This window comes from Streptomyces sp. NPDC002926 (genome assembly GCF_053591755.1).
This window is the reverse complement of record NZ_JBSFUK010000085.1, coordinates 1-3,223: the sequence shown is the minus strand read 5'-3', so window position 1 is coordinate 3,223 and position 3,223 is coordinate 1. Positions and strand designations below refer to the sequence as shown.

2 protein-coding genes are annotated in these 3,223 nt (G+C 72.1%); both read left to right on the top strand.

Features of this window, described 5'->3' with window-relative positions; genetic code table 11:
• Window positions 1-2,339: SDR family NAD(P)-dependent oxidoreductase (locus ACWDZ6_RS33350; protein WP_451505827.1), on the top strand; the 2,339-nt coding region annotated here is incomplete at its 5' end.
• 21 nt (window positions 2,340-2,360) lie between these two features.
• Window positions 2,361-3,223: beta-ketoacyl synthase N-terminal-like domain-containing protein (locus tag ACWDZ6_RS33345; RefSeq protein WP_451505826.1), on the top strand; the 863-nt coding region annotated here is incomplete at its 3' end.

Below are 3,223 nucleotides of genomic sequence, written 5' to 3'. Positions count from 1 at the left end.
TGCGGCATGTGCGGGAGCCGGTGCGGTTCGCGGACGGTCTGGCCACGGTGCGCGGGTTGGGGGTGTCGCGGCTGGTGGAGGTGGGGCCGGAGGCGATCCTGACCGCCCTGGCCCGCCAGAGCCTCGACGAGACCGACGTGACGTTCGCGCCGTTGATGCGCCGCCCCAAAGACGGCACCACCACCACCGCGCGCACCACGCTGCTCACCGCCGCCGCACACCTCCACACCTCCGGCCTTCCCGTCGACTGGCACCTGCCCGCCCCCGCCCCGGGACGGCACCTGGACCTGCCCACCTACCCCTTCCAGCGCCGGCGTTACTGGGCCGACGCACCGACGCCCCCGCTGCACGCCGAGGACCGTGCGCGGCAGCTCCTCGACGAGTGGCGCTACGAGGTCGGTTGGGAGCCGTCGACCAGGACCGGGCCCGCGACGCTGACCGGCGACTGGTGGCTGCTCGTCCCGGCCGGCAGTGATGACGTGGTGGGCTACAGCGTTTTCGCCGGCATGGTCCGGTCCGATGCCCGGCCGACCGTCATCGACGTACCGGAAGCCGACCGAGACGACATCGCCGGATTGCTCCGCGCGAAGCTGGCCGACGGACCGGCACCGGCGGGCATCGTGTCCCTGCTCGGCGGTGAGCGCCGCCCCGGGGACTCGCCCGCCGCAACGCATGGTCTGCTTGCCACCATCGCCGCCGTCCAAGCCGTCCTGGACGTCGAACTCGGCACACGGCTCTGGTGCGTCACGACCGGCGCGGTCGCCGTCGCCGACCCGGGTGAGGTCACTGCCGCGGACCAGGCGGCGCTCTGGGGCGTTGCCGTCGGCACGGCGCTCGACCACCCTGATATCTGGGGCGGGATAGTCGACCTCTCTGCCACATTCGGCGAGGCCGACGTCGACGCGCTCTGCGGAGTGCTCGCCGACGGCACCGAGGACCAGGTCGCCGTCCGGGACGGAACGGCCTACGGCCGCCGCCTGCGGCACGCCTCTATCGAGGACCCGATCGCATCGATGTGGCGGCCGCGCGGCACCGTCCTGGTCACCGGCGGCACCGGTGGTGTCGGAAGTGAGGTCGCCCGGTGGCTCGCCGACAACGGTGCCGAGCACATAGTGCTGGCCAGCCGCCGCGGTGGCTCGTCGCCCGAGGCCGCGGCGCTGGCCGCTGAACTGACCGCGGCGGGCACACCGGTCACCCTGGCCGCCTGCGACGCCGCCGACGCGAGCGCCCTACGCCGACTGGTCGACGATATCCCCGCCGACCTGCCGCTGACCGGTGTGGTCCACGCCGCCGGGCAGTCGCAGCGGCTGGCTTCCCTGACGGAGCTGTCGGCCGAGGAGTTCACCGATGTGATCCGGGCCAAGGTGGCCGGCGCGCTGGCGCTGGACGAGGTACTCGGTGACCGTCCGCTCGATGCGTTCGTGGTCTTCTCCTCGGGCGCCGCGGTGTGGGGCAGTGTCAATCAGACCGCCTACAGCGCCGGCAACGCGTTCCTGGACGGCTTCGTCCAGGAACGGCGCCACCGCGGCCGACCGGCCACCGCGATGGCCTGGGGACCGCTCGACACCGGCATGCTCGACGCCGAGGCCGAGGAGTACATGCGCCGTATAGGCGCGCCGCCCATGGTGACCGCGACCGCGCTGCGAACGCTGCGCCACGCCGGCGGAGTCGCCCCCGCGCACCAAGTGGTGGCCGACTTCGACTGGGCCCGGTTCGCGCCCACGTTCACGCTCTCCCGTCCGCGCCCGTTGCTCGACGCCCTGCCCGAGGTCAGCGCCGCGCTCGGTGGCTCGGCCGCCGACGACAGCAGTACCTCAGAGCTGGCCCGCACACTCGCCGCTCTGCCGCCTGCGGGCCAGCTGCATGCCCTGCTGGACATGGTGCGTACGCAGGTGGCGACCGTTCTCGCCTACTCCGACCCGTCCACGCTCAATCTCGACCGGCCCTTCGCCGACCTCGGCTTCGACTCGGTCACGGCCGTCGAGCTGCGCGGCGGGCTGGGCAGAGCCACTGGCCTCTCGCTGCCCAGCACCCTCGCCTTCGACTTCGCCAGCCCCGCCGCCCTGGCCGAGCACCTGCGCTCGAAGCTCTGCCCCGATCCGGCCGAGCAGGCCGCCGCGATGCTCGACGAGCACCTGGCAGGGCTGGAGCGGGCGATCGAGACGATGGCGCCCAACGACCTCGCGACGTCCGGCGCCGCGGCGAGGCTGCAGTCCGTGCTCACACGGCTCAGCAGTCCCACCGAAGGCGGTGAGCTGGCCGGCCGGCTGGAGTCGGCCAGCGCGGATGACGTCTTCGACTTCATCGACAGTCAGCTCGGTCTCGGCGCGAGCAACTGACCCAAGGAAGCGGCGGAACCGATGTCCACTGACGACAAGCTCCTCGACTACCTCAAGCGGGTCACGGCCGACCTCGCCCGGACCCGGCAGCGCCTGGCCGAGGTCGAGTTCCGGGAGCAGGAGCCCATCGCCATCGTCGCGATGAGCTGCCGGTACCCCGGCTCGGTGAACTCGGCCGACGACCTGTGGCGCTTGGTCCGCGACGGCGTCGACGCGACATCGGATTTCCCGACCGACCGCGGCTGGCAGGTTCGGGTGGAGGAGTCCGCAGACCCGGCGGGCTCCTCCACCGGAAGCAGTTACGTCACCCGGGGCGGCTTCGTCTCCGACGCCACGCTGTTCGAGCCGGGCTTCTTCGACATATCGCCGCGCGAGGCGGTCGCGATGGACCCGCAGCAGCGGCTGTTGCTGGAGACGGCGTGGGAGGCCTTCGAACTCGCCGGAATCGACGTCCACACGATGAAGGGCGAGCGGGTCGGCACCTTTGTCGGCTCCGGTCTCCAGGACTACGGCTACTTGCTCGAGAGCGCACCCGAGCTGGCGCAGACCTACCAGGCGACGTCGACCGCCGCGTCCGTGCTGGCCGGGCGGGTCGCGTACACCTTCGGGCTGGAGGGGCCGGCGGTGACGGTGGATACGGCGTGTTCGTCGTCGTTGGTGGCTATGCACCTGGCGGCGCAGGCTCTGCGTTCGGGGGAGTGCTCGCTGGCGCTGGCCGGCGGCGTCATGATCATGTCGACGGCCGGGGCGTTCGTCGGTTTCAGCAAGCAGGGCGGACTGGCCGCGGACGGCCGGTGCAAGGCGTTCGCGGAGGGGGCGGACGGTACGGGTTGGGGTGAGGGTGCGGGTTTGTTGTTGCTGGAGCGGTTGTCGGATGCGCGGCG